Source organism: Nocardioides soli (assembly GCF_014191495.1).
Lineage (GTDB): Bacteria > Actinomycetota > Actinomycetes > Propionibacteriales > Nocardioidaceae > Nocardioides > Nocardioides soli.
The window spans coordinates 170,882-189,605 of the sequence record NZ_JACHWR010000002.1; the positions used below are offsets into that span (position 1 = coordinate 170,882).

The window sequence follows — 18,724 nt, forward strand, 5'->3', positions numbered from 1 at the left end:
ACCCGCGGTCCCGCCACCACCCCCGGTTGCGGGTCGTGCCGAGCAGGCGAAGGATTCGGGCATGACCGCCAGCGAGATCGACGTCCCCAGCGGGCCGCACGAGGGTGAGCCGCACCGCTCCGGCGGGCTCGCCAGCCGACTGAACTGGCTGCGCGCGGCCGTGCTCGGCGCCAACGACGGCATCGTCTCGACGGCCGGCATCGTGATCGGCGCCGTCGGTGCGACCAGCGAGCGCTCCGCGATCGTGATCGCCGGCGTCGCCGGGCTGGCCGCGGGCGCGATGAGCATGGGTGCCGGCGAGTACGTCTCCGTCAGCACCCAGCGCGACTCCGAGCTCGCGCTGCTCGACCGGGAGCGCCAGGAGCTGGCCGAGATGCCCGACGAGGAGCTCGCCGAGCTCACGGCGCTCTACGTCGAGAAGGGCCTCGACGAGTCCCTGGCCCAGGAGGTCGCCGAGGCGCTGACGAGGAAGGACGCGCTGGGGGCGCACGCCGAGGTCGAGCTCGGGATCGACCCGGACGACATCTCGAGTCCCTGGCACGCGGCGTGGGCGTCGATGCTGTCCTTCACGGTCGGCGCGCTGCTGCCGCTGCTGACGATGACGCTGGCCGCGCCCGATCTCCGGCTCTGGCTCACCGTCGGGGCCGTGGTCGTCGCGTTGGCCGCGACCGGCTTCGTCAGCGCCCGGCTCGGGTACGCCAAGCCCGGGCGCGCCGTGGTGCGCAACATGGCCGGTGGACTCTTCGCGATGGCCGTGACCTATGCCATCGGCTCCGCGCTCGGCACGCAGATCGGGTGACGGGCGGCCGATGCCCACTGCGATGCGGATGTTCGCCGCCGTCGTGCCGCCGGTCGAGGCGATTGAGCACCTCGACGAGTTCCTCGAGCCGCGCCGGTCGGCCGCGCCGTTCCGGTGGGCGAGCAGCGAGCAGCTCCACGTCACGCTGGCATTCCTGGCTCGGGTCGAGGAGCGCCGGCTCGACGACCTCGCCGAGCGGCTGGCCCGGGCGGCCGCACGGCGTACTGCGTTCGAGACCGCGATCACCGGCGGCGGCGCCTTCCCGAACGTCGGGCGGGCACGGGTGCTCTGGGCCGGGCTGGACCTCGACGAGGCGGCCCGCGCCCAGCTCGACCGGCTCGCGACCGGCTGCCGCGCCGCGGCCGCGCGGGCGGGGATCGAGGTCGACGGGCAGCGCTTCCGGCCGCACCTGACCGTGGCCCGGGTCGGCCACTCCACGGAGCTGACCAGCTGGGTCCGGCTGCTCGACGGGTACGCCGGGCCGCGCTGGAGCGTCGACCGGGTCACGCTGGTCGCGTCGTACCTCGGGGAGGGGCCGCGCGGCCGGCCCCGCTACGAGGAGGTCGGCGAGTTCGAGCTCGGCGGCTGAGCGCCGATCCGGCGCAGCGCGGCCAGGAGGGCGGCGTCCGGGTGGCTGACGCCGTCCTGGAGCTCGGTGACCACCGACGACGGCAGGGCGTCGAGCCCCCGCACCTCCTGGTGCAGCCGCTCCATCGTGGTGTCGAGGGCGTACGACGTCTCGGCCGCCTCGCGCAGCCCGTCGAGCAGGTCGGCCGGGACGTCGCGGCGGTACTTGTAGTAGATCTTGTGCTCGAGGCTGGCCCAGAAGTCCATCGCGATCGTGCGGAACTGCACCTCAACCGTCACCGGCTTCGCCCCGCCGGAGAGGAAGACCGGCACCTCGACGAGCGCGTGCAGGCTGCGGTAGCCGTTCGGCTTCGGTGTGCCGACGTAGTCGCGGACCTCCATCGTGGTGATGTCCGGCTGCTCGGTGAGCAGGTCGAAGACGCGGTAGACGTCGGAGGTGAAGCTGCACACGACCCGGACGCCGGCGATGTCGGTGACCTTCGCCCGGACCTCGTCGAACGACGGGTGCTCGTCGAGCGAGAGGCCCTTGCGCCGGATCTTCTCCAGGAGGCTCTCGGGCGACTTGAGCCGGGAGGAGACGCTCTCGATCGGGTTGTAGTCGTGCAGGTGGGTGAACTCGTCGCGCAGGATGTTGAGCTTGGTGACGACCTCGTCCATGCCGAACCGGTGCTCCAGCATGAACCGCCGGAAGTCCTCCTCCTGGGTGCCGGGTCCCGTGGTCACGGCATCCACACTACGAAGCGGGTGGGTGCCCGCTGTGCCGGTGACCTCCCGACGACTCGGTCGTTGGAGGTGCATGAGCGAGGAAGACGACGAGCGGCTCGGCCGGCCGGACGGTCACCGGTACGACGCGCCCGAGTCCCGCGAGACCCGGATCGGCAAGGAGTGGGTCTACGGCGCCCTCGGCGTCCTCGTGCTGGTGCTGATGGTGCTGATCGCCACCGGGACCGTGCAGATCTTCCCGGGCGGCTGACCCATGGCCCCGGCGTCAGCAGCGGCGGCGCACCTCGCCCCGGCACACGTCGTGGCCGGAGCCGCCCTGGGTGATGTCGCGACCCGGTCCGCCCACCAACCGGTCCCGACCGGCGCCGCCGATCAGCACGTCGCGGCCGCCGCGCCCCCAGATCCGGTCGGCCCCGCCGTTGCCGTCGATCCGGTTGGCCGCGGCGTTGCCCCGGATCCGGTCCTTGCCCTGGGAGCCCTGGACCCGCTCGAAGCCGGCGGCCGTCGAGGTGCCGAACCGGTAGGAGACCTTTCCGTGCCCGGCGAGGTCGACCTTGGTCCTCCCGTGGACGTCGCGCAGGTCGAGCAGGTCGACGCCGGCGCCGCCCTGGGCCGTGCTGGTGCAGGCCGGCAGCGCACCGCAGGCGGTGACGGCGCCGGAGGCGAGGGTCGGGTAGGGCAGCCGGATCCGGTCCTTGCCCTCGCCGCCGCGGAAGGCGAAGGCGCCCACCGGGATCAGGTTGGCGGTGAGGTCGACCTCGCCGCGCAGGCGGTCCTTGCCCGAGCCGCCGTCGAGCGTGCCCTGGTACGACGCGATCAGCGTGTCGTTGCCGGAGTTGCCGGCCGCGCTTCCGCCGAGGATGCGCACGTAGTCGTCGCCCGGGCCGGCGTGCACGTCGCCGGAGGCGACCGTGACGTGGTCGTCGCCGCCGGCGGTCCACACCGCGTCGACGCCCGGCGTACTCGTGGAGAGCGCGTCGACGCTGCTGTAGTACTCGGTGTCGCCGGTGCCGAGGAAGACGTCGGCTCCGGTGCCGCCGTCGAACCGGCGGACGCCGCTGAAGGTGTCGGTGCCCTGGCCGATCGCGGTGCCCGCCGCGACGTCGAAGGTGACCGGTGCCGAGCCGTTGTAGTCGAGGGTCGCGGTCGGTGGGCCGGTGATGGTGTCGTTGCCGGCGCCCGGGGTGAGCACGTGCCCGCTGCCGCCGGGTGCGGAGAGGCTGTCGTCGCCCTCGTTGCCGAACAGGTGCTGGTCGTCGCCGCCGGTGGAGTCGAGGACGTCGTTGCCCTCGTCGCCGTAGGCGAAGGTGCCGCCGCCCCCGGAGGCGTGGATCTGGTCGTGGCCCGCGTCGCCGTGGAGCACCGCCGAGGCCCCGGTGATCGAGTCGTTGCCGTCGCCGCCGTGGATGCGCACGCCCGGGCCGGCATCGATCGAGTCGGCCCCGGTGCCCCCGCGCACCGCGGCCGGTGCCGCGCTCGACCCCGACGGACTGCCGCAGAGCACGTCGTCGCCACCGAGCCCGACGACGGTGACCTGGGCGAAGCCGTTGGCGGACAGCACGTCGCGCTGGGGAGTGCCGGTGATCGTCTGCCCGGCAGCGGTCGCGACCTTGTCCGAGGGCTTGCCCTGGCAGAGCACGTCGGCCGGGGCCGCACCGGCCGGTGCCGAGGCCCAGGCGACGGTGAGCGGGACGACGAGGGTGACGGCCGCGGTGAGGACGACGTGGCGCGCTGGACGAGCGTGGTTCCCGAGAATGCTCATGGGTGGATCATGAGCACGCGGGCGCCGCGGTAAACGCCCCGGACGATCCGCTCAGCCGGCGACGCCGTACAGCCGGTCGCCGGCGTCGCCGAGGCCGGGCACGATGTACCCCTTCTCGTTGAGCCGCTCGTCGAGGGCCGCGGTGACGACCGTGACCGGCACGTCGAGGCCGTCGAGCTCGCGCTCCAGCCGCTCGCAGCCCTCGGGAGCCGCGAGCAGGCAGATCGCGGTGATGTCGTTGGCGCCGCGGTCGGTGAGGAACCGGATCGCCGCGGCCAGCGTGCCGCCGGTCGCCAGCATCGGGTCGAGCACGTAGCACTGGCGCCCCGAGAGGTCCTCGGGCAGCCGCTCGGCGTACGTCGATGCCTGCAGCGTCTCCTCGTTGCGGATCATGCCGAGGAAGCCGACCTCGGCCGTCGGCAGCAGCCGCATCATCCCGTCGAGCATGCCCAGGCCGGCGCGCAGGATCGGCACCACCAGCGGCTTCGGGGTCGCCAGCGAGACGCCCGTCGTCGGCGCCACCGGCGTCACGATGTCGTAGGGGGTGACGCGCACGTCGCGGGTCGCCTCGTAGGCCAGCAGGGTCACCAGCTCGTCGGCGAGCCGGCGGAACGTCGGCGAGTCGGTGCCCTCGTCGCGCAGGTGGGTCAGCTTGTGGGCGACGAGCGGGTGGTCGACGACGTGGGTGCGCATGCCCCGAACCCTAATGGCTGAGGGCCGAAAGGGGGTTGGCCACTCCCGTCCGGTCTGCCACCCTGGAGGCATCGATGGCGTGGACGCAGCGGGGGCGGAACGGAGGGGTGCCATGGCCGACCAGATCGAGGCGGTGGACTTCGCCCTCGCCGCCTACCGCGAGGAGGGGGTCTGGGCCGTCGCGGAGCTCGCCCACGACCTGATCGACGACGTCGACACGCTCTCCCACGCGCTGCGCCGCTTCCCGGGCGACGGCGGTGCGGTCGGGCTGGTCGCCGTCGACGAGGACTTCTTCATCATCGTGCGGGTCGCTGGCGCGACGACTCGGGTGCTGCTCTCCGACATCACCGCCGCCGACGAGTGGGAGCTGGCCAGCTCCGCCGTCGACTTCCTCGGGCTGCCGCAGCCCGAGGACGAGGACGACCAGGTGCCCGCGGGCGACCTCGACCTGCTCGGCGACCTCGGCATGCGCGCGATGGACATGGGCGTCCTGCTCGACGACGTCGACCTCTACCCCGACGAGATGCTCTCCGACATCGCCCGCCGGCTCGGCTTCGGCGAGCTCTTCGACGACGCCATCGGACTGACCTCCGCGTGAGCGCTGGCCGGTGGGACGGCGCGATGGGCGCCGCCCTCGACGAGGCGCGCGCCGCGCTGGCGACCGGCGACGTGCCGATCGGTGCGATCGTGCTGGCCCCGGACGGTACGCCGGCCGGGCGCGGTCGCAACGTGCGCGAGGCCGACCACGACCCGACCGGGCACGCCGAGGTGGTCGCGCTCCGCGAGGCCGCCCGGCGACGCGGCGAGTGGCGGCTCGACGGGCACACGCTGGTGGTGACCCTCGAGCCCTGCACCATGTGCGCGGGCGCCGCGGTGCTCAGCCGGGTGGAGCGGGTCGTCTTCGGTGCCTGGGACCCCAAGGCGGGCGCCGTCGGGAGCCTGTGGGACGTGGTGCGCGACCGCCGGCTCAACCACCGGCCCGAGGTGGTCGCCGAGGTCCGGGCCGCCGAGTCCGCGGCGCTGCTGGAGGAGTTCTTCGCGAGCCATCGCTGACCGGCGCGGCTATCCCACCCAGGCCCGCGTGACGATGCCGTCGTCGTCGTGCTCGAGGTTCACCCGACTCTCGCGGTAGTCCATCGTCAGCATCGAGTCGGGGGTGTACGGACGGACCAGCCAGCCGGCCCCGGTCGCGATGCGGGTCGCCTCGTCGAGGGTCCGGCCGACCAGGGAGTCGACGAAGGAGTCGTCCGGTGGGATCACGACGGCCGCAGGACGTAGAACTCCGTGAACTCCCGGCACCGCCCCCGGTCGTCGAACCGGATCAGGAAGCAGTTGTCGTAGACCTGGTGCACGGGCCCGCCGGGATGCCGTCGGTAGCTGGTCGACCCGCGCGCCACGACCACGTTGCCGTCGACGGCCACCGGCGCGTACGTCGCCTCGTAGGTGCCGGGCTCGTCCCGGGTCGAGGCGACGCCGGAGGCGTCCGCACCCAGCCAGGATGCGACGACGGCCGTCCGGCCGACGATCGGCTCGTCGTACGGGTGGTAGCGGTAGGACACGTCGTCGGCGAAGAGCGCGCCGATCTCGGCCGGGTCGTAGCTGAGCCATGCCGCGACGTACCGGTCGAGCCACTGCTGCGCGCTGCCGTGGTCCATGTCTCTCACGGTACGCCGGCCTGCTCCGAGGTCGAGTCGGGACTTCTGGACACCGGACTCCGGACTCGACCGACAGCCTGGGTGGCGGCGAACCGGTCCTCGAGCAGTACGCCGTCGCGTGGGCGATGATGAGCGGGTGCGCGTCGCCCTCATGGTCACCTGCATCAACGACGCCCTGTACCCGGACACCGGGCGGGCGGTGGTGACGCTGCTGCGCCGGCTGGGCGTGGAGGTGGAGTTCCCGGAGTCGCAGACCTGCTGCGCGCAGCCCATGGTCAACACCGGCTATCTCGACGAGGCGGTGCCGGTGGTGCGGAACTTCGTCGAGGCGTTCGAGGGGTACGACGCGGTCGTCACGCCGTCGGGGTCGTGCGCGGGCTGCGCCCGCCACCAGCACGCGATCGTGGCCCGCCGGGGCGCCGACCCGGCGCTCGCGGCGGCCGTGGAGGCGACCTCGGCGCGGGTCTACGAGCTGTCGGAGTTCCTCGTCGACGTGCTCGGGGTGACCGACGTCGGTGCCTACTACCCGCACACGGTCACGTATCACCCGACCTGTCACAGCCTGCGGATGCTGGGCGTCGGCGACCGGCCGCGACGGCTGCTGGAGCGGGTGCGGGGGCTCACGCTGCGGGAGCTGCCGGCCGCCGACCAGTGCTGCGGCTTCGGCGGCACGTTCGCGGTCAAGAACGCCGAGACGTCGGTGGCGATGGGCTCCGACAAGGCCCGGCACGTGCGCGACACGGGAGCCGAGGTGCTGGTGGCCGGCGACAACTCGTGCCTGACCCACATCGGCGGGCTGCTGAGTCGCCAGCAGTCCGGCGTACGCACCGTGCACCTCGCCGAGATCCTGGCTTCCACCGAAGGTGCCGCGCGATGAGCGCCACCTTCGTCGGGATGCCGGCCTTCCCCGCTGCCGCCCACGCGGCGCTGGGCAACGCCCAACTGCGGCACAACCTCGCCCACGCCACCGGCACGATCCGCGCCAAGCGGCAGCGGCTGGTCGACGAGCTCGACGCCAGCTGCTCGTGGGAGGAGCTCCGCCTCGCCGGGGCGGGCGTCAAGGAGTCGGCGCTGGTCGACCTGGGCACCCATCTCGAGCGGCTCGAGGAGACGTTGACCGCCAACGGCGCGACCGTGCACTGGGCGCGCGACGCGGCCGAGGCCAACGCGGTCGTCGCGGCGATCGTCAAGGCCCACGGCGTCGACGAGGTCGTCAAGGTCAAGTCGATGGTGACCCAGGAGATCGGGCTCAACGAGGCGCTCGCGGCGGAGGGCATCGCCGCGTGGGAGACCGACCTCGCCGAGCTGATCGTGCAGCTCGGCGACGACCTGCCCTCGCACATCCTGGTGCCCGCGATCCACCGCAACCGCGCGGAGATCCGCGAGATCTTCCTGGAGCGGATGGCCGCCGCCGGGCGACCGGCACCCGCCGACCTCACCGACGAGCCTGCTGCGCTGGCGGCCGCGGCACGGGAGCACCTGCGGGAGAAGTTCCTGCGTGCGAAGGTCGGCATCTCGGGCGCCAACTTCGCCGTGGCCGAGACCGGCACGCTGGTCGTCGTCGAGTCGGAGGGCAACGGCCGGATGTGCCTGACGCTGCCGGAGGTGCTGGTCTCGGTGGTCGGCATCGAGAAGGTCGTCCCGACGTTCCACGATCTCGACTCGCTCCTTCGCCTGCTTCCTCGCTCCTCGACCGGCGAGCGGATGAACCCCTACACCTCCACCTGGTCGGGGGTGACGCCGGGCGACGGGCCGCAGGAGGTGCACGTCGTGCTGCTCGACAACGGCCGCACCAACGCGCTGGCCGACGAGGTCGGCCGCCAGGCGCTGCGCTGTATCCGCTGCTCGGCCTGCCTCAACGTGTGCCCCGTCTACGAGCGCACCGGCGGGCACGCCTACGGCTCGGTCTATCCCGGCCCGATCGGGGCGATCCTCAACCCGCTGCTGAAGGGGGTGGGACACGACGACCAGGTCGACTCCCTGCCGTACGCCTCGTCGCTGTGCGGGGCCTGCTTCGAGGCATGCCCGGTGCGCATCGACATCCCCTCGGTGCTCGTCGACCAGCGGGCCAAGGTCGTCGACGCACATCGTGGCGGCCGCCCGAAGGTCGAGGCCCTCGCCTTCAAGGGCGCAGCGGTCGCGCTCTCCGACTCCCGCAGGCTCGGTCTGGGGGAGCGCTTCACCGGGCTCGGCCTGAGGATCGGGCGCCGGTTCGGCGCATCGAAGTGGACCTCGGCCCGCGACCTGCCCCCGGCTCCACGGGAGTCGTTCCGCGCCTGGTGGAGGCGCACCGAGGGGGGTGGTCACGGTGGTTGAGGCCTCGAAACCCGCACGCGAGGAGATCCTGGGCCGGGTCCGCCGCGCGCTCGCGGGCGTCGAGCCCGGGTACGCCGTGCCCCCGTCGCCGCGGATCGCGCCGGTGTCCGACGTGGTGGCGCACTTCGCCGAGCGGGTCGCCGACTACCGGGCCGTGGTCGAGCGGTGCTCGGCCGCCGACCTCGCGGCTGGGGTGGCCGCCGCGCTCCCGGCCGGCGCGCGGGTCGTCGTACCCGCTGGGCTGACCGTGCCCGTGCCGGGCGCCGACGAGGACGCCGGCTTCACCGCGGCGGAGCTCGACGGCTACGACGCCGTCGTCACCGAGGCCCGGGTCGGCATCGCCGAGACCGGCACGATCGTGCTCGACCACGGCCCGGGGCAGGGCCGCCGCGCGATCTCGCTGGTGCCCGACCGGCACGTGTGCATCGTGCGCGCCGACCAGGTGGTGCCCGACGTACCCGACGCGCTGCCGCTCCTCGACCCCCGCCGCCCGCACACCTGGATCAGCGGCCCGTCGGCCACCAGCGACATCGAGCTCGACCGGGTCGAGGGCGTGCACGGCCCCCGCACCCTGCACGTGCTGCTGGTGGACTGATCCGAGGCTGAGCCCGCCGATGAGTCTCGGGCGTGGGCCGGGTCGGACCTGCATGGACCCGATCGACTTCGCCCCGGCCGTCCACGCGGTCACCCGCATCGTCACCGGCATCGACGACACCGATCTCGCCCGGCCCACGCCGTGCGCCGGGCTCACGGTCGCCGACCTGCTCGACCACCTCGACGGCCTGACGCTGGCCTTCACGCTCGCGGCGACGAAGGAGTCGGCACCGGGTGGTGGCGCGTCGTTCGACGGCTCGCGGCTCGGCCTGGGCTGGCGTGCGGAGATCCCCGCCGGCCTCGACCGCCTCGCCGCCGCGTGGTCCGACCCCGCGGCGTACGCCGGCATGACGCTGGCCGGCCCGATCGAGATGCCCGCCGAGATCGCGGCGCTGGTCGCCCTCGACGAAGTGGTTGTGCACGGGTGGGACCTGGCCCGGGCCACCGACCAGGCCTACGACCCGGGCGACGGCGCCGTGCTCGCCTGCCTGGCCTTCGCCGAGGGCTTCGAGGTGCCGGAGGGCGCCGGCGACGGCCCCTTCGGCCCGCCGGTCCCGGTCGCCGCCGACGCGCCCCCGCTCGACCGCCTGGCCGGCGCGACCGGTCGCAACCCGGGCTGGACGCCCTGAGTGACACGGCACCCACGCGATTTCACCCGCTCCCACCGCCTCCGGTACTCTCTCCGGCGGTGGCGTGTCCGAGCGGCCTAAGGAGAACGCCTCGAAAGCGTTTGTGGGTGCAAGCCCACCGAGGGTTCAAATCCCTCCGCCACCGCCAGGGGGCAGCGACTTTTTTAAGCCGTTGCGCCGACAAAATAGTTGGAGCGCCTCCACCGAGGCCCGTGATCGGGTCAAGGTGGGGGCGCTTCGCTGTTCGGGGGCGCTCGAAGCGCTCGCGAGCGGTGGTTCCGGCTGTGCACCACCGACCGTGGCTCGCTCACCGGCATCGCTCGGGCATGGGTCTAGCCCGACCTGTGGGGCCGGGCTAGTTGGAGAACGGTGATGAAGTTCTGGAGGTCCCGCGTCGAGGCCGTCAGGCGGCTGCGGGTAGTTCTCCGGGCGGTGGATCAGGTGCTTCGTCGCCGGGTGGAGTCCGCAGCGCCGCGTCCAGCGATTCACGCAGAACCCAGCGGTTCCCGGTCTGCGGGCTGGTCTCGGCGGTGCGAAGGAACGTGCGGATCTTTGCGACGGAGGACGCAGCGAGCAGGAGTGCTGCGAACAGGGTTTGGGCGGCCTTCCCGCGCACGAGGCGGGCGTCGGGGTTGTCGAGGGCCTGCGCGGCGTGCTTCTTGGCGAATCCGTGCAAGCCTTCCTGAGACTGGCGAAGCCGCACGTAGGTGGTCTGGTGTTCGGCGGTGCCGAACCGGAGTTCTTGGCGGTATCGGTTGAACGACTCGTCGCCGCCCTCGTTGTAGTCCACGGTGATCGTGTCCTGTGCGCACACGTCGAGCAGCGGCTTCCCGTCAGCATCGCTGAAGTGCTCCGTAGGGTTGATGGTGAGGCGAGCGTCGACGACCTTGCCGTTGGGCTGACGGGTCTTGCGTTCCTCCATTGACCTGGGTTTCAGGGGGCAGCGGGCGGTGGGGTTGTTGCCAGCGGCTGGGCACGCGAGGCGCTGCTTCCCATCGTGTTCCTTGCCGTGGGTCCGCATGAGGTAGTCGTCGCGAGACTTGATGTCGCCGATCCATACCTCGTGCTCGTGCAGTGGCCTGCCGTCGGAGCCCTTGCTGCGGCGCAGCACCGTGGCATTGACCAGGTGCTCCGGCATTGCGGGACAGGTGGCGGCCCCCTCGACCATGTCGAAGCCGGTCCGGTGGGTGCCTTGTTTGCCGTGGTGCTTGGGTCCGTATCCGAGGACGGGCTTGTATCCGACCTCGCGGGCAGGGTCTTGGAACTTTCCGGGCTTCTGATCGGTGTAGAGCAGGTCACCGGCTAGCCACTTGCGCGGGAGATCCCGAACCTGGGCGAGGTAGGCGAACATGCGCCGTGCAGCACCGGAGGGGTCGAATCCGGGCCGGTCGGTTGTCATGCAGAGCGGCAGAGCGGGTAGCCACTGGCGGTCGCCGGGTGAGCAGTCAACGGCAACGATGAGGTGGATCTCCAACGCCCAGAACACGCCTCGCGAGAGGACATCGGGTTCGGCGTGGTCGCCGGTGTGGCCGTACACGCCGCCGTCAGGGTCGGAGGAGCAGAACGCGTTGTCCTTGCCTCGCATGACCGAGTACAGCGGCATCGGGGTCGCGTCGATACACCCAGAGCCCCTGTACTTGCGCCGCACCTTGCGCGGAAGGCATCGGAACGCCGTCTCCAGCAGTCGATTGCAGACCCAGTCCAACCGGGCCTGGCGGAGTTGTTGCTGAGCGACGGTGAGGAACCGCTTCTGCTTCTCCAACTCGGCCCATTCGATGTTTCGGTTCTTGGGCAACACGGATGGATCGATCGCGGTGAGCATCCGTGCGAACGTGCGGGCCACCGTCCGCTCCGATGCCTCGTCCCAGTTCCGGTCAGCCTCGGTCATGCGGTCGTCTCGGGCTTCGTCTTCGGGGCGGGTAGGCCGGTCCGGGTAGGTGATTCCGAGCAGGACGCGCGAGGTGGCGCTCATCTTGTGGAAGAGCACGTCACGGACGTTGGTCATCCACAGGTTTCCGCCGTCGGTGGCGATGAGCCACAACGCGACCATTACCGCGTGGAACGGGATCGTCTCCTTCCGTCCCCGGTTGTCCTTGGCCTCGGCGTAGAGGTCGGTCATGAACCGGCAGACGCCGGACCGCTTGATGAAGGCCGAGGCGGACTGGACGTGGGCATCGGTGTACTGGTGGAAGTGCTTGTTGATGTCGAGGTCATCGGCCTCGAACGGGGTGACCGGCGGCAGCATGGCGGTGTACTCGTCGACGGTTCCGGTCGGGATGACCTGCCGGTGCGTCGCGGCGCACGGTTCCCCGGGTTTGGCCGGACGGGAGCGGACGGGACGTCCGGCGTACGCCTTGGTCTGGTCAGCCCTCTCGGTGTCCTTCCGCTTCTTGGCCTTCCGTTCGTCAAGTCGCTTGGCTGGGTTGCCGGACTGCCCCTGTTTGTCGTTGGACTGGCCCGGGACCGTGGCGTTCGGGTGGTTGGCGAACCCGGCGATTGCTCGGGTACGGCGCTTCGGCTTCCGGCTCACGGGTGCCCCCGGAGCGCCGCTGCGATCTCGTCGTCCGTCTGTGGCTCGCAGTAGCCCATCATGCGTGACAGCGACTCGGTGGACCGCAGCCCGGCTGCCTTCATCAGCGACGGGAGCGGCACCCCGGCTTCCATGTGCCGCACCAGCCAGGTGTTCCGCAGGCTGGTGGAGTTGAAGTACACCGGCGGTGTGTACAACTCCTGTGCCTGGCCCAGGACGACGTGGTGGGTCGCGTCGGTGACTCGGGTGTCGCGCCACGGGGTCGTCATGAAGTGACTGGGCGGGGTGACCTCCAGCAGTGCAGCCACCCGGTCTTCCCACTCCCGGCGGCAGGTAACGGTGCGGGTCTCGTCATCGTTCGTGGTGAGCGCGACGTGGAGCCCACGGTCATCACAGGCGAAGTCCTTGGGAGTCAAGCCCAACAGTTCTGATGTGGTGGGACCGAACGCCAAGCCGAGAGCAACGACGGCGACCATCCGGCCCCGTCGCTGTGCGGGCCGCGTACCGCAGGCCCACTGGTAGAGCGCGACCTCCTGGGCGCGTGTCAGCGGTGGGATCGCGTCCCCGTTGGATAGCGGAGGCTGGGACTGCGGAGTCCGGATCGTGATGCCCTTGAGGGCAACTTGGACGAGGTCGATGCGTCGCCGGTAGTTCTCAACTGTCCGGTCGTCGTGCTTTGCGAGGTGGTGGTAATAGAACCGGTCCAGCACGGGCTTGGAGAAGACGTGTTCGCGGGTCAACGGTCCGTTATCGACCGCGACCGACCGCACCAGCATGCCGACTGCAGCAAGTGCGAACTTCACCCACGTTTCGGTGACCGGTTGCGGAGCAACGTTGAGGCTGTCCCTGACCACGTCGTGGGTGAACCGCACTAGGTGCTCCGGCATGGGAGGGTGCCCGCGCCACCGGTTGATGACGCCGTGCGCCAACGCGCGGGCCCTCTCGGCGTCCGCGTGGAGGGGCAAGCCTCGGCCCGCCATCAGGACCCACCACTCGGGGTCGGGGACTTGGTGGCGGCACGCGCGAACCGGGCCGCACTCCGTGAGGTGGGCGCGCCAGCGGTCCGAAGGCCAGTCGCCCTCGGACCTGGGCGGAATGGTTCCGACCAGCCCTGATTCGGTCCACTTGATGGAGTAGTCGGCTCGCGACGACTGCGCCAGTCGCTCGCCGTGCGCCAGACGCGCCACGACCTCGGGGTCGCGGGACTCGCGGGTGCCGGGGTGGCGTTGGTGAAGCGGGTTGGGCTCGATGGGTTCGTCAGGGTCGACGAGCCGCAGGTGAGCGCAGCCCGACGGGGTGTCGAGCATCGGTGGTTCTCCTGGGTGACAGCCGGGACCCAGGGGCACCTCGTGTTAGGGCACAGGTGCGCCGGGGTCGTCGAAGACCGGTGTGCCGGGGCTTCCGGCACACCGTCTGTTCGACGACTCGCGGCGCATGGCGACGTCCTACCACGCGAACCACCCATCGAACAAGTGTTCGACGTCGCGCGGGAGACATGCCCCGCCGCTTCTTGCCGCACCACACCATCGCTACGCCCGTGCCGGGGCCGTGAGGTAGTGCGCATACCCCAACCTCGGAGAACCTCGGAGCGCCTTTTTGCTCGTTCCGCATACGGCGCGTCAAGCAGATGGCAGGCTCCGTGAGCGTAGATCGACGGCCAGCGGACGAAATTCGTGTGCTGGCCAGCCTTTCCGAGGTCCTCCGAGGTTGATGGACGGACCGGCCCCAACGGCGATTCGCTGCGCCGGACGGTTGAGAAGGGGAACACGGATGCCGCTTGGTGAAGGTGAGTGGTTCGACCCTGCCAAGCACCCCAAGTCCAGTTGGCCGCGCACGGATCCCACGCCACTGGTGGCACCCGGGCTGGGGCAGGGTCAGTACCACCGGGCGCGGGTCGCCCAGGACGGGACCCGCTGGTGCGCCTACGGGAACCACACGCTCGCTCCAGCGTCACGTAAGCATCGGTGCGACTCCTGCGCAGCGTTTCGTGATCGCCTGCGGCATCGTCCCGAAGGCACCTCGTTCGTGGCGTTGCCGACCGAGTTGGTTGACGGGCTGCTCGCCTCCGCTCGCGCCTGCGATGTCTTGGTCGAACGACTTCACGCCCAGTTCCTTCTCCACGTCGACATCACAACCGATGACCTCACTGCGCTCTTCGTTGCCGCTAACCAGACGAACAACATCGCGGGCTTGATGGCCGAGTACATCGACGGTGCCTGACGTCGGGTCAACTTGTTGGGAGCAGCGAGTCGATGAGGCCCTGTACGCGGCTCTTGATGTCGTCACGGATGGGTCGAGACCGAGGTCCCCGACCTGGCCACGCTGGCGGCGGGCTGAAAGGCGGATGTTCCGGGCCGCCGCCCCCCGCGATGGACGTGGCAACCTGGAGGCATGACGAGGGACGGTCTGCGCCAGGAAGTTGCTGACATCGCCTTCGACCCCGTCGACCGAGCCGAGGCAGCCCAGGTTCTCGCCGACCTAGACGACGGACAGTGGGCCACCCGACCCGCCTCACTGGACGCCGTCCTCGGCGGCCTTCACATTCAACTGGTCCCCGGCACCGGGCCGAGAAACGCCGGAGCGTGCGCCGGATGCGACGGCTGGTCTGTGGAGTACCCGGCGACCCTGAGCGGTGAGTACCAGGCTGCGCTCGCCTTCCTCTCCCACCTCGCCGCCGTCCCCGAGTGTGGGCTGCTCGCCGGGCTCCGGGGTGTCCCTGACCAGGTGGATGACCCGTGGCTCGGCGACACCCAGGGTTAGCCCTCGGCGCACTGGCCTTCTTGGTCCTTCTTGTTTGCGAACGATTCTCAGCCCGCGTGGTGACCAGGCGACCTTCGCTCGTGTGAGCAAACAGGGCCCGAGCCGCCTTCCACGACGGCTCGGGCCCACGCTGCGGTCTGTCAGCCGGACCACCTGTTCACCGCGCTCCGACTCGCCGAGCGGCCTGACACCACCGCTCGCCGGACACTCGGGCCGCCGGAAACCGCGCCCCCGAGCGGGTGAGCCGAGCCGCCTGCCAACTACGGCTCGGACCACCTAGAGACCGAAGCGGCTGGCTACGCCGCTCCGACCACAACCGCTGGTCGACAGCATCCGGCCAACGACGGCGCCCAGGCAAGGTGTTCGAACCAGTGACTCGACGTCCTGCTGCCGACGATGTCGCCGACCTGTTCGTCTCCGCCGACCGCGTCAACAAGTCGTCATGATCCTCGCGGTGTACCAGGAGCAGTAATCCTCTCGCCGCGGTCAGACTCAGGGATCAAGTCGCTCGGCAATAACTGACGTGAACTGTCGGTGCCTGCCGCCATGATGAACTCGACACGACCGTCGGAGAAGGGACGCTGGTGACGCTCGGCAAGATGATCGACGACAACACCCACAAGGGTGACGCCGGGATCGCGCTCATCCACCGGCGGGTTAGCCAGATGAAGCAGGTCTGGCACGAGCGCACTATCGACCCCGGCATCGACGGCACCATCGAACTTCGCGACCCCGCCACCGGAGAGATGAGCAACCAGCACATCTTCGTTCAGAGCAAGGCGAGCGACCGGTTCCCCGGCGAGACGGACACCAAGTTCCACTACATCTGCAAGGAACGCGACGTCGACTACTGGATGAAGGCCGGACACAACCCGGTCATCCTCATCTGCTCCCACCCCGAGACGGGAGAGGCGTGGTGGGCGCACGTGCAGTCCTGGTTCAGCGACCCGGCTCGTCGCGCAACGCTGCGCGTCGACTTCGACAAGTCGACCCAGAGGTTCGATAAGGACACGACGCCACGCCTGTTCGCCGTGGCGGACCCACACGGGAAGGCGCACACGCCGGTCGCCGACCACCGGGCCGAGACTCTGGTCAGCAACCTGATGCCGGTGGAGTTCCCGGACTCCTTCTTCAGCGCGACGGCGTCAACCTCCTCCGTCGGAGCAATCTTTGCGGCACAGCGTGACTCGCCGTATCCGGTGCGGAGCGACTTCGTGCTCAGCCACGGTCGCATTTACGCCTGGGACGAGATCGCCGGAACTGGGCTCGTGCGGTCCATCACCAGCGGTTCCAGCCGCACGCCGGTCGGCGAACTCGCTGCCGGGAACGGCGACGAGCGCCGCCTGTTCGTGCGCCTCCTCGGAGCAGCACTCCAGCACGACCTCAGCGAGACCTGCCGCTGGAACAACGACCGGCGCTTCTTGCACTACCGACCAACCGACGACCTGTCCGAACGGAAGACGCTCAGCGCGTCTGGTCATCCCCGCATCGCGTTCAAGGGCTACTACCAACGCAAGGACGACCCGTCCCGCAAGCAGTTCTATCGACACGCCGCGCTGCGCTACACGTTCACCGAGATCGGTGGCGAGTGGTTCGTTCAACTGCGACCCGACTACTTCTTCACCAGCGACGGCTACAAGGAATCCCCGTTCGCCGACGAGTACCTGAGCAAACTCAAACGCCGCGAACGCAACCCCGCCGTCCTTGGCGAAACTCAACTCTGGGCAGGCATCCTGCAAGGGGACGTCGAACCCACCCTCATGAACCATGACGGACAAGACCGAATCCTGACCTTCGGCCCGCTCGTCACCTTCGAAGCCGACCGAGGTATCGACGACCAGGACTGGCTCCCACCTGCGGGGGCCGAGGAGAACCCCGACCAGATGGCGCTCGACTTCGAGGATCTGGAATGAAGATCACTGTCCTTGACGAGCCCGCGCTCGAATTCGCCCATGGCGGTCACCACATCGACCCACGCCACGGCATCGACTTCTACGGTCCCGCTGACCTCGACGACACCGCCGTCCGGGTTATCAGGGTCGGCATTGTCGGCCCTCAAGCCTCCATCGACGGCGTCAAGCGGTGGCTGGACTCGTGCCGCAGCACCGTCGCCGCGAAGGACAGCCATCTGGGCCACCTCTACATGCCGTTCCCCGGGTTCGACACAGATCGCGCTTTCCGCTCCACCATCGTCTGGAACGGACGCCTCGAACGCCCCATCGCCAAGCGCGACCTCGATGCGTTCGACGGGGCCAACCCACTCACCGCCGCACAGGCCGCTGTCGACATCTACGACCGCGAACTCGAAGCGCTCCATGAGGAGCCCAACTGCGACGTCGTCATCGTCTGCCGCCCTGACAACCTCATCGACACGGGAACCCGTCCTACGCGCGGGAGAGCCACCTCCGCCGATGGCGAGGAGCCCTCGGGTCCGTTGCCGCCGGGGCAGGGTGATTTCCACTCTCTGCTCAAGGCTCGGTCGCTTCGGTATAGCCAGCCCATCCAGATTATCCGCCGCTCGACCTGGGACCCGACCTTCAAGGAGCCCAAGGCTGCCGAGGTCAAGGTCAAGCAGGACGAGGCGACCCGCGCGTGGAACCTCCACACGGCCCTTTACTACAAGGCCGGGGGCGTCCCGTGGCGGCTCCCTCGCGACGCCAAAGACCTCGCGAGTTGCTACGTCGGCGTCGCGTTCTACGGCAGCGCCGATAAGGAGACCCTCGAAACGAGCGTGGCCCAGGTCTTCAACCAGCGCGGTGACGGCGTAATCGTCCGAGGCGGGCAGGCGCGCATCTCCAAGGTCGACCGGCAGGCGCACCTCGCCGAGGATGACGCCCACCAACTTCTCCGTGATGCGTTGGAGAAGTACCGCCGCGAGCACAAGCAGAGCCCCGCCCGGATCGTTCTGCACAAGACGTCCGCGTTCACCCCGGACGAGGCCGCCGGGTTCCGTGCAGCCGCGAACGAGCAGCACATCGAAATCCTCGAACTCATCTGGCTCAGCCAGTCCGAGCACGTCCGGTTGTTTCGGCGCGGACAGCAGGCTGCCCTACGCGGAACCCTGCTCACCCTCGACGAAGACCGTCACGTCCTCTACACGCGAGGCAGCGTGCCCTTCTACAAGACCTACCCCGGCATGTACATCCCACAGGCCGTCGGAATGCGACTCCACGAGGCCGAGAGCAGCCCCGAGGACCTCGCGCGCGAACTGCTCTCCCTCACCAAGATGAACTGGAACGCCACCCAACTCGACGGACGCGACCCCATCACCCTCCGGACCGCCGACAAGGTCGGCGACATCCTCCGCCACCTCGAACCGACAGACCTACCCGCATCCAGATACGCCTTCTACATGTGATCCCGCGCGGGCGGACTTGGAACAGCCGGTCCGCGTCGCAGCCACGGCTGGCAGCCACCGGCGGGCCCCGGGCGTCATGAAACGTCTCTCCGAATGTCGGTCGGAGGGCGGTTGACGGGCCGCTCCAACCGACAGTCTGTAGTGATCCGAGCCGTGTGAGAGGTGGCACGGGCGACGTGCCAACTTCGTGGTCGCATGCCAGTGAGCGATGGGCCTGGGTTCCAGTTCTCACGCGCAACGTCGGTGGAAGCACCTAATCTCGTGCGCGAGCGGCTCCACGGGACGGGTTCGGAGGGGCATTAACGCTCGGCGAACGG

The 18,724-nt window shown here is 70.1% G+C and carries 20 protein-coding genes and 1 tRNA gene; 14 read left to right on the forward strand and 7 right to left on the reverse strand.

Annotated elements, in window-relative coordinates; translation table 11 throughout:
• Positions 1 to 61: 61 nt before the first annotated feature.
• Positions 62 to 799, forward strand: a complete 738-nt coding sequence (locus FHU40_RS11295) for a VIT1/CCC1 transporter family protein (RefSeq protein ID WP_183592444.1) — start codon at positions 62 to 64, stop codon at positions 797 to 799.
• A 10-nt stretch (positions 800 to 809) separates the two neighbouring features.
• Positions 810 to 1,388, forward strand: coding sequence for an RNA 2',3'-cyclic phosphodiesterase (gene thpR / locus FHU40_RS11300; RefSeq protein ID WP_246390560.1), 579 nt, complete (start codon positions 810 to 812; stop codon positions 1,386 to 1,388).
• Here the strand turns inward: thpR and FHU40_RS11305 are convergent.
• A complete protein-coding gene (locus FHU40_RS11305) occupies positions 1,352 to 2,110 on the reverse strand; it encodes a GTP pyrophosphokinase (protein ID WP_252274982.1) in 759 nt (252 codons plus the stop codon). The genes thpR and FHU40_RS11305 overlap by 37 nt on opposite strands.
• A 73-nt stretch (positions 2,111 to 2,183) precedes the next feature.
• Between FHU40_RS11305 and FHU40_RS11310 the strand changes: the two genes are divergently transcribed.
• Positions 2,184 to 2,360: a hypothetical protein gene (locus FHU40_RS11310; RefSeq protein WP_183592446.1), complete on the forward strand. Its 177-nt coding sequence runs from the start codon at positions 2,184 to 2,186 to the stop codon at positions 2,358 to 2,360.
• 15 nt (positions 2,361 to 2,375) lie between these two features.
• Here FHU40_RS11310 and FHU40_RS11315 read toward each other — a convergent pair whose 3' ends face one another.
• Complete coding sequence (locus tag FHU40_RS11315; protein ID WP_183592447.1) at positions 2,376 to 3,872, reverse strand: calcium-binding protein; 1,497 nt, start codon at positions 3,870 to 3,872, stop codon at positions 2,376 to 2,378.
• Positions 3,873 to 3,923: 51 nt separating this feature from the next.
• On the reverse strand, positions 3,924 to 4,565 hold the full coding sequence (gene upp, locus FHU40_RS11320) for a uracil phosphoribosyltransferase (RefSeq protein WP_183592448.1): 642 nt from the start codon (positions 4,563 to 4,565) through the stop codon (positions 3,924 to 3,926).
• Between the two features lie 112 nt (positions 4,566 to 4,677).
• Between upp and FHU40_RS11325 the strand changes: the two genes are divergently transcribed.
• Complete coding sequence (locus FHU40_RS11325) at positions 4,678 to 5,163, forward strand: tRNA adenosine deaminase-associated protein (RefSeq protein ID WP_183592449.1); 486 nt, start codon at positions 4,678 to 4,680, stop codon at positions 5,161 to 5,163.
• 23 nt (positions 5,164 to 5,186) lie between these two features.
• Positions 5,187 to 5,618: a nucleoside deaminase gene (locus FHU40_RS11330; RefSeq protein WP_183593756.1), complete on the forward strand. Its 432-nt coding sequence runs from the start codon at positions 5,187 to 5,189 to the stop codon at positions 5,616 to 5,618.
• Between the two features lie 9 nt (positions 5,619 to 5,627).
• Here FHU40_RS11330 and FHU40_RS11335 read toward each other — a convergent pair whose 3' ends face one another.
• Both FHU40_RS11335 and FHU40_RS11340 read right to left on the reverse strand, forming a co-directional pair.
• Positions 5,628 to 5,825 (reverse strand): hypothetical protein, encoded by a 198-nt coding sequence (locus tag FHU40_RS11335; RefSeq protein WP_183592450.1) that lies wholly within the window; start codon positions 5,823 to 5,825, stop codon positions 5,628 to 5,630.
• Complete coding sequence (locus FHU40_RS11340) at positions 5,822 to 6,220, reverse strand: nuclear transport factor 2 family protein (RefSeq protein ID WP_183592451.1); 399 nt, start codon at positions 6,218 to 6,220, stop codon at positions 5,822 to 5,824. The genes FHU40_RS11335 and FHU40_RS11340 overlap by 4 nt, the downstream gene beginning before the upstream one ends.
• 151 nt (positions 6,221 to 6,371) lie before the next feature.
• On the opposite strand from FHU40_RS11340, the gene FHU40_RS11345 reads away from it, so the two are divergent.
• The 5 genes from FHU40_RS11345 (at position 6,372) to FHU40_RS11365 (ending at position 9,907) form a co-directional block, all read left to right on the forward strand.
• Complete coding sequence (locus FHU40_RS11345) at positions 6,372 to 7,097, forward strand: (Fe-S)-binding protein (protein ID WP_183593757.1); 726 nt, start codon at positions 6,372 to 6,374, stop codon at positions 7,095 to 7,097.
• Complete coding sequence (locus tag FHU40_RS11350; protein ID WP_183592452.1) at positions 7,094 to 8,536, forward strand: LutB/LldF family L-lactate oxidation iron-sulfur protein; 1,443 nt, start codon at positions 7,094 to 7,096, stop codon at positions 8,534 to 8,536. The genes FHU40_RS11345 and FHU40_RS11350 overlap by 4 nt, the downstream gene beginning before the upstream one ends.
• The gene (locus tag FHU40_RS11355) at positions 8,520 to 9,131 is read left to right on the forward strand and encodes a LutC/YkgG family protein (protein WP_425490176.1); all 612 of its coding nucleotides are present in this window, start codon (positions 8,520 to 8,522) and stop codon (positions 9,129 to 9,131) included. The genes FHU40_RS11350 and FHU40_RS11355 overlap by 17 nt, the downstream gene beginning before the upstream one ends.
• Positions 9,132 to 9,150: 19 nt before the next feature.
• Positions 9,151 to 9,759, forward strand: a complete 609-nt coding sequence (locus FHU40_RS11360; RefSeq protein WP_221199815.1) for a TIGR03086 family metal-binding protein — start codon at positions 9,151 to 9,153, stop codon at positions 9,757 to 9,759.
• A 58-nt stretch (positions 9,760 to 9,817) separates the two neighbouring features.
• Positions 9,818 to 9,907 (forward strand) — tRNA-Ser (locus tag FHU40_RS11365).
• Positions 9,908 to 10,162: 255 nt separating this feature from the next.
• On the opposite strand, the gene FHU40_RS11370 is transcribed toward FHU40_RS11365, so the two are convergent.
• Together FHU40_RS11370 and FHU40_RS11375 are read right to left on the reverse strand one after the other, a co-directional pair.
• Complete coding sequence (locus FHU40_RS11370) at positions 10,163 to 12,289, reverse strand: hypothetical protein (protein WP_183592454.1); 2,127 nt, start codon at positions 12,287 to 12,289, stop codon at positions 10,163 to 10,165.
• Positions 12,286 to 13,596 carry a hypothetical protein gene (locus FHU40_RS11375; protein ID WP_183592455.1) on the reverse strand — a complete coding sequence of 437 codons (1,311 nt, stop codon included), beginning with the start codon at positions 13,594 to 13,596 and terminating at the stop codon, positions 12,286 to 12,288. The genes FHU40_RS11370 and FHU40_RS11375 overlap by 4 nt, the downstream gene beginning before the upstream one ends.
• 718 nt (positions 13,597 to 14,314) lie before the next feature.
• Between FHU40_RS11375 and FHU40_RS11380 the strand changes: the two genes are divergently transcribed.
• The 4 genes from FHU40_RS11380 to FHU40_RS11395 all read left to right on the forward strand — a co-directional run bounded on the left by FHU40_RS11380 (position 14,315) and on the right by FHU40_RS11395 (position 18,407).
• A complete protein-coding gene (locus FHU40_RS11380; RefSeq protein ID WP_183592456.1) occupies positions 14,315 to 14,509 on the forward strand; it encodes a hypothetical protein in 195 nt (64 codons plus the stop codon).
• A gap of 171 nt (positions 14,510 to 14,680) precedes the next feature.
• Positions 14,681 to 15,049, forward strand: a complete 369-nt coding sequence (locus FHU40_RS11385; protein ID WP_183592457.1) for a hypothetical protein — start codon at positions 14,681 to 14,683, stop codon at positions 15,047 to 15,049.
• 584 nt (positions 15,050 to 15,633) lie between these two features.
• Positions 15,634 to 16,962, forward strand: coding sequence for a DUF4365 domain-containing protein (locus FHU40_RS11390; RefSeq protein ID WP_183592458.1), 1,329 nt, complete (start codon positions 15,634 to 15,636; stop codon positions 16,960 to 16,962).
• Positions 16,959 to 18,407: an argonaute/piwi family protein gene (locus tag FHU40_RS11395; RefSeq protein ID WP_183592459.1), complete on the forward strand. Its 1,449-nt coding sequence runs from the start codon at positions 16,959 to 16,961 to the stop codon at positions 18,405 to 18,407. Before FHU40_RS11390 ends, FHU40_RS11395 begins: the two co-directional genes overlap by 4 nt.
• The last annotated feature ends 317 nt before the right edge of the window (positions 18,408 to 18,724 follow it).